Source organism: Motilimonas sp. 1_MG-2023 (assembly GCF_030547455.1).
In the GTDB taxonomy this organism is placed as follows: domain Bacteria; phylum Pseudomonadota; class Gammaproteobacteria; order Enterobacterales; family CBDFNC01; genus Motilimonas.
In genome coordinates this window covers 24338-31664 of record NZ_JAUOPX010000048.1, presented here as the reverse complement: position 1 = coordinate 31664, position 7327 = coordinate 24338, and the positions used below count along the sequence as shown (strand labels likewise).

The 7327-nt window shown below is 45.6% G+C and carries 6 protein-coding genes and 1 riboswitch; of the genes, 4 read left to right on the top strand and 2 right to left on the bottom strand.

The features are described from left to right. Nucleotides 1–83: 83 nt before the first annotated feature. Nucleotides 84–737, bottom strand: coding sequence for a 3,4-dihydroxy-2-butanone-4-phosphate synthase (gene ribB, locus Q4519_RS18710; RefSeq protein ID WP_303514901.1), 654 nt, complete (start codon nt 735–737; stop codon nt 84–86). Between the two features lie 135 nt (nt 738–872). Next, a riboswitch (FMN riboswitch) is annotated at nt 873–1042 on the bottom strand. A gap of 185 nt (nt 1043–1227) precedes the next feature. On the opposite strand from ribB, the gene Q4519_RS18705 reads away from it, so the two are divergent. The 4 genes from Q4519_RS18705 to Q4519_RS18690 all read left to right on the top strand — a co-directional run bounded on the left by Q4519_RS18705 (nt 1228) and on the right by Q4519_RS18690 (nt 6088). After that, nucleotides 1228–1623, top strand: a complete 396-nt coding sequence (locus Q4519_RS18705; protein ID WP_303514898.1) for a hypothetical protein — start codon at nt 1228–1230, stop codon at nt 1621–1623. Nucleotides 1624–1791: 168 nt separating this feature from the next. After that, nucleotides 1792–3948 carry a TonB-dependent receptor gene (locus Q4519_RS18700; protein WP_303514895.1) on the top strand — a complete coding sequence of 719 codons (2157 nt, stop codon included), beginning with the start codon at nt 1792–1794 and terminating at the stop codon, nt 3946–3948. Between the two features lie 93 nt (nt 3949–4041). Then, on the top strand, nt 4042–5586 hold the full coding sequence (locus tag Q4519_RS18695) for a PepSY domain-containing protein (protein ID WP_303514892.1): 1545 nt from the start codon (nt 4042–4044) through the stop codon (nt 5584–5586). A gap of 160 nt (nt 5587–5746) precedes the next feature. Further along, a complete protein-coding gene (locus Q4519_RS18690) occupies nt 5747–6088 on the top strand; it encodes a hypothetical protein (RefSeq protein WP_303514890.1) in 342 nt (113 codons plus the stop codon). Nucleotides 6089–6547: 459 nt separating this feature from the next. Here Q4519_RS18690 and Q4519_RS18685 read toward each other — a convergent pair whose 3' ends face one another. Beyond that, on the bottom strand, nt 6548–7327 hold the full coding sequence (locus Q4519_RS18685) for a PP2C family serine/threonine-protein phosphatase (protein ID WP_303514888.1): 780 nt from the start codon (nt 7325–7327) through the stop codon (nt 6548–6550).

The following is a 7327-nucleotide window of genomic DNA, read 5'->3' as shown; positions in this document are numbered from 1 at the left end:
CCTTGGTAAAGTAATTTTTCGTCGATTTATTTATACCGTATCTCCCGCGTGGGGAGGAGTCCATACATCTCCTACCTAATAAATTAGCCAGCCAAACTTTGCTGGCTGTTAATGTAACTCACCAAATCTTCAATCGACAGTACGGGCATTTGATGTTGCGTAGCAAACTTAACCACTTCAGGTAAGCGTGCCATTGAGCCATCAATATTGTTTAATTCGCAAATCACGCCAAAAGGATCGAATCCGGCTAGTCGCATTAAATCGACCGACGCTTCGGTATGACCGCGTCTTACTAACACACCGCCATTGACCGCTTTTAGCGGAAACACATGGCCGGGACGTGATAAATCTTCGGGCTTGGCGTTGGCTGCGGTGGCGGCTTTGATGGTGGTGACGCGATCGGCGGCGCTAACACCTGTGGTTACGCCTTCTTTTGCTTCGATAGTCACAGTATAAGCAGTGTGATTTTGGCTGGTGTTGTTGCTAACCATTTGTGGTAAATCGAGCTGCTTAACACGCTCTTCTGGTAAACATAAACACACAATACCGCTGCCTTCGCGGATCATCATCGCCATTTGTGCGGTAGTGAGGTGCTGCGCTGAAAAAATAAAATCCCCTTCGTTTTCACGATTTTCATCGTCAACAACCAGTACACCTTGGCCTTGTTGTAGGGCGATTAATGCCGTTTCAACACGCTGCATCGGGGTGCCAAATGGGGTTAATAAAGACTGACTCATGGTAAATTCCTTCTATAAATAGATACCAGAATCAGGGCTGATAGAGGACGTGTTTGACCACGAAAAAAGCCTACGCAAGTGCCCATTAGCAAATGGCTGACAATAGCCTGCTAACGGACGAGCCCGCGCATTATTTTTTATTCTCTCTCATCCGGACTATGACCGTCGGCTCTGGAGTTACACCAGATCTGCTGACCTTGCTTAAACAGAGTTAACCAAGCGCTCGCGGGCTTTTGTTTATCTCGACATCGAGGTGAAAACAATTTACCGCCGGTGGGGAATTGCGCCCCGCCCTGAGAATGTGCTTAAAAAGCGCGGATAGTTTACTGCTATAGCAATAAGTTGCAAGTGGTTGGCTATTTGCGTTTTATTGAATGCTGTTAACGAAATGTTGCATTTGCTTTGCTGAGTCGCTAATCTGCGCGCCATGAAACAAGGATGTTTTCGACATTGGGCACGATTTCTCGTTATATCAGTTCTGCTGAAGCTGATGCTGCCCTTCTATGCCAGCGCTGCCAGTGCCGTTAATCCGGCGCTGCAGGGTTACGATCCGAACGAAAAAATACTGATTTGTACCGCCACGGGATTTAAGTGGGTTAAGGCAAGTGAGCTATTTGCTGGCGATGCGATGGCTACCAGTGATGGTCTTAATGCCGATGTTGCTAATTTGGATGGTCACGGCGATTCTCCTTTTTCTAAATTTAAATGCGCTTTATGTGTACCTGCAGTCGATCTCAGTGCACTGCAGCAGGTCTATCTTGGCATCAAACCTAGCTTATTATTAAGCCAGCTCACTGCTATTTGGTATCAATCTAATGGCCTTGAATATGCAAATGTTATTTGGTTTCAACCCCTCCTGCGCGCCCCGCCGCCACAACACGTTTAACCGCCTCATTTAATCTGATTTTGTTGGAAAGCTTTGCGGTGTAACTTTGGTTGCCGCTTGATTTTTCTTGCAAATTCAATATCAAAATTAATTTTGCTAACGAAAGCGATTGTTTGGTTGAGATGCCAATAAAGCGCCAACTTAGCTGATAAACGTGTTGAATTAGAAATGAATATAACAACTAAAAAAACCTTAATCGCATTGGCGATGAGCAGTATTGTACCTTTTGCCGCGTTTGCGCAATCTGAGCAAGGGCAAACTGAACCGGGCCAAATTGAAACGACGACTAACAGCGTTGATACCATGGTGATCACTGCCACTCGTGAAGGTAAATCTCGTAGCGAGTTGGCGGAAAGTGTTAGCGTGCAAGACAAAGAAGAAATTGAAGCTGTTTCGCCATCTCACCCCGCTGAGTTACTTAATCGAGTGGCGGGTGTGCATGTTAATAACCTCGGCGGCGAAGGGCATATGACGTCAATCCGCCAACCAATTTCAACCAGTGGCGTGTATCTGTTTTTAGAAGATGGGGTGCCGACTCGTCCTACCGGTTTCTTCAATCACAACGGTTTATACGAAGTGAATATTCCTCAGGCCGAGCGAGTGGAAGTGACCAAAGGACCAGGATCATCACTCTACGGCAGTGATGCGATTGGCGGGGTGATTAACTCGGTGACTGAGGCCAGTCCCGATTACGCGTCAGGTCGAGTAAACCTTGAAGGGGGAGAGCATGGCTGGAAACGCGCGCTGGTTTCTGGTGGCACTGATATTAATGACGATCATGGCATGGCATTTAAGTTAAACCTGACTGACAGTGACGGTTATCGTGATGAGTCAGAATATCAGCGTTACTCAACCTCACTGCGTTTTGACGGCAATCTTTCTAGTGCGACCAGTTACAAGTTGATCGCAGCTTATACCGGTGTTGACCAAAGTGGCGTGTCAGATTTAGAAGAAGATGATTACAAAAATAATCCGACCAAGAATAAATACCATGGCGACATTGGTTTTCGTGATGTGAGTGCCTTTCGCTTAACGGGGGAAATTGCCACCGAGCTAAGTGATGTATCGCTACTGAGTTTTACGCCCTTCTATCGTGATAACACCACTAAGATGATGCCCAGTTGGATGGTAACTTATGATCCGAACATTCGTGAAACCAACTTCCAGTCATTTGGTCTATTAAGTAAGTACCGTTATAACTTTGAGCAAGGTGAATTGATCACCGGTGTCGACATCGACCACACTGTATCTGACTACCAAGAAAAGCAAATTTCGGTAACCAAGCAAGGCGACATTTTTACCGATTACAGTGAAACAGGTCGTACTCATTACGATTATGATGCTGACCAAACCTCTATTTCACCCTATGTGCATGGCGAATGGACACCAGCAGATAATTGGCGTTTAGTGGCTGGGCTGCGTTATGACTATTTTCACCTTGATTACACCGATAATCTTGACCGCAGTGTCAGTGAAATTATTGGCCGAGGTCGTTGGTTGCGCCCCGATTCTCAGTCTCTTGATTTTAACCACCTCAGCCCCAAACTGGGCGCGGTGTATAGCTTTAATCAAGGTCATCAAACCTATGCCAATTATCGTAATGCGTTTCGTATTCCTTCCGTTGGCCAGCTATTTCGCTCTGGCTCAACGGTTAATACCACGGATTTAAAACCCGTTGAATCAGACAGTTTTGAAATTGGCTTTCGTGGTGATTTAACGGAGAGTTTTGGTTATGACCTGACCTTGTATCACATGATCGTGAAAAACCAAGTAGTTAGCTATATCGACGGTCGCGATCGCAAAACCACCAATGCCGGTAAAACGCAGCACCAAGGTATCGAGCTGTCGCTCGCAGGTGACCTAACTGACGAGTGGGGTATGAACGCGGGCTTTACTTACAACCAGCAAGAGTACAAAGCGTACCAATATATTTACTCTTGCTATCCACCAGCTTGTGTTCCACCAGTGGTTGAAACGCGCAACTATGCTGGTTTTGATGTCGGTAAAGCGCCCAACACCATGGGGAATCTTGCATTCCAATACGCGCCGTTAGCCTTAGATGGATTAGCAATAGAGGTTGAGTGGGAGCACTTAGGTGAATACTACACCGACGAAACCAACACCAATAAATATCAGGGCCATGATTTATTTAACTTGCGCGCCAGCTATGAAATTAGCGACCGCGTGATGTTGCGTGGTCGGGTAATGAACTTAGCGGATACACGTTATTCTACTTACACCTCTAACCAAGTGGGTAACCCTAATATTTCCTATCGTCCGGGCGCGCCACGCAGTTTTTACTTAGGTATTGACGCACAGTTTTAAGGGCTGATTTTAGAATACGGCTCCAAGCACTTGGTGATTGGCAACATAGGTGCTTGGAAGCTGTTGATGGTAAGGCATATGTAAGGTATTCCCATGCAATTTAAATTTTTAAAGCCGCTGTTAAAGCCGGCTAAAACATGGCACAACCGTCTCGCTTGGTTGGCGTTTATTAGCCTATTTATCTGGGCGTTGTCGGGGTTGTTACATCCGCTAATGAGTTGGACTGGGCCAAAGTTGGCGGCTTTTTTTCCGCCTAAAGCCGTATTACCCGCCAGTTTGGTAAGCCAAGTGCCAGCGGTGTTAAAACAACACCAAATCAATCAAGCGTTATTGGTGAAGGTTGTGCCCTCGGTCAATGGCGCGGTGCTACAGGTGACGCAAGATGAATTGGCGCCGCGGCGTTACTTTGATTTAAGTAATTATCGTGAGTTAGCCGATCATGATGTTGAGCATGCTAAGTGGTTAGCGCGTCATTATACCGGCCTCGCTGATACGGCGATCAAGTCCGTCACCCTGCAAACGCAGTTTGATCATGCTTACCCTTGGGTTAACCGCTTGCTGCCGGTGTATAAAGTGGCGTTTGACTCGCCCGATGGTCTCACCATCTATGTACACACGGAAACCAACGCCCAAGCTGGGCTCACTAATGACTACAAAACTCAAGTGCAAGGCTGGTTTCGTACTTTACACACTTGGCATTGGTTAGATGATTTTGAGTATGCGCGAGTATTGCTGGTGGGATTACTAATGTTAGTGCTGGTGCTAAGCACGCTAACTGGTATGGCGCTGGTACTTTCTATTAAGCGCAGCGCTAAGGCGACTTGGCAGCGTAATGTGCATCATTTAGTGGCGTATGCTATCTGGTTGCCTTTACTGGGCTTTAGTGGCAGTGGCTTGTATCACCTGTTACATGCTGCCATCGCTGACCAACACAACGGTTTGCGTTTAGCGCAGCCATTGACTTGGCAAGACGATGAGCTCAACCAACAAATATGGTCTAGCAAAGAGCTTGGCTTTATGCTGAATGGTTTAAGTTTAATTCGCGACCCGCAAGGGCAGTTAATTTATCGCTTAAGTTTACCAAGTAACAAAGCGGGTAAGGGCGGCCATGTCCATGATGCGGTGAAAACGACAGGTAAAGATGAGCACCGTCATCACGGTCATCAAGCCCCGCAACGTGACGCGATTTATGACGGCATCGCCATTACGGATCCGGCGTTGTATATCTCGGCGAAAACGGGCCTGCAAGTGGCATTTAACGATGAAAAACTGGTGATAGCAATGGCTGAGCAACAGTTGGGTTTACCCCTTGAGCAGCTGCAAGGCACTCAGCTTATTACGCACTTCGGTTTACATTATGATTTTCGCAACAAGCGCTTGCCTGTGTGGCAACTGGATTATGATAGCAAGCTAGGTGATAAGGTATTTATTGATCCGGCGACAGGGATCTTGGTTGATCGCCTCACCGACAACGCACGCTACGAAGGTTATTCGTTTAGCTTCTTACATAAATGGAACTTTACCCGCCCATTTATGGAGCGCACCACCCGTGACGTTATAATGAGTTTAGTTTTAGGGCTAGCCATGCTCTTCGCTGGGTTAGGGATAGTGCTTAAGATAAGACGCAAGGCATCATAAGGCTCTTGTTTTTAAAGCGACTTGTCATAGCTAAATATCTCAGAGGGGGAAGCAATGGCTTATCTCCTCTAATTCAATAAGATATAAACCAAATCAAGGTTTTTAAGTGATAAGTGAGTCATTATGTTTCGATTGTGAATTTTGATTTTAGGAGTGCCATTTGGACGTTTTAGCAGGTTTAGTTGAAGGTGTTTTTTTTCTAGTCATCTTTTTCTTTATTACATCCATTATTTTAGCTGTACAGTTAGGTGTTGTTGCGATTATTGCAAAGTTGGGTTGGGACGCTTGTAATAAGTCGCTGCAAGAGACTAAAGATACTAAAGCAAAGGGATTTGCTCGTTTTTTTATTATCGTCCTGTTTGCGGCATTTATCTTTAAAACTATCCCCTTTATGGTTGATGCTGCAGTTTGGGTGACTTCAGCCATCCCATTTGTTGCCAAGGAATCAAAAGAGCTTGAAGATAATGCATCGGAGGCTTGGAAGTTTATGACCCAAGATTGAAAAAGTAGTACCCAGTATGGGGCCAGGGTGGGATTCCACTTTGAACAGAAAATGTGCAGCAACTAAAGGTGCAGGTAAATGTGTAATCGAATTGCACATATTTTGTTCGCACGTTTTGTAATGGGCAGACTTCTAGCAAGAGTTCATAGCTAATTTTGACTGTTAAATATACACAATAGCCTTATTTATATTGTGAGATCTCGCCCTGAGTATGGGGCTAGTAAGTATGAGCAAAAAGATGCTGGACTAGGGCTAGGCTCTTGCCTTGAAATCTTAAATAAGGTCATATGCTTTGTGGTAGGGTGAAACTAATAGCTTTCCTCTAGCCCTTGCTGGTGGTTTTAGTTTGTCACACAGTCGCTTCTTTTAGCGCAAGATGAGTTACGATTTATCTTGAGTATTTAAAAATAAAGGCATGTTTGTTTTTGCCATCATTAAAGCAAAGATTAACGCGTAAAGTCATATAGCCAAACTTGAGTTATACAACCACACTAGGGTTTTATCGTCTTGGGTAATGGAATGTGTGCGAGGATCGTCTAGGGTTGCCGTTAGTGCTTGGCTGGCAAGCTCGTTATCAACACTGGCTAAGTAACTATGTACCGGCTTTAAAAATTTTAAATCCGGTACATAGGGATGCGTCTTCGCAGCAAAGCTGGCACAGCCATCACTCATTAAAAACCAAATTTTGTAACGCGCTGGCGCGCACATGACTCGCAGGTGCGACTGCCAATCGTCTAAGGTAAAGAAATACGTGGTTTCGGCAAACTCGCCATTCTCAGGCTCGCTGATAATAAAGTCCTGCCAATCATCTGGGTTAATACCAATGATCAAGCCATCACCGAGATGAAATACTAAGTTTTGTTGTTGATGTTGCACTAAGCCACAAAGCGTCGCGTGATAGTCATTTAATGGACCTTGATTGGCTAGCGCTTTGCGACATTGCGCGAGGGTATCGAACAGTTGATTGACTAATTCTGGCTCTGCAATCACCGCCGAGGGTTGCGCCAATACATAATTTAGCAAGTTATCACAGACCATTTGGCTGAGTTTTTTTGCGCCTTGATCTGAGTGTTTAGCTGAGCCTGCACCATCGCAAACGCAGGCCACAGTAGCGCCAGCGTCGCTGGCAACTTGCCAAGCATCTTGGCATGGTTGATTGGTTTTAAGGTGGCCCTGACCGCGCACTGCTGCGCCAACAAAGTGTACCGTTTGCGCTCGCTTACTGGTTGTTTGCGTCAT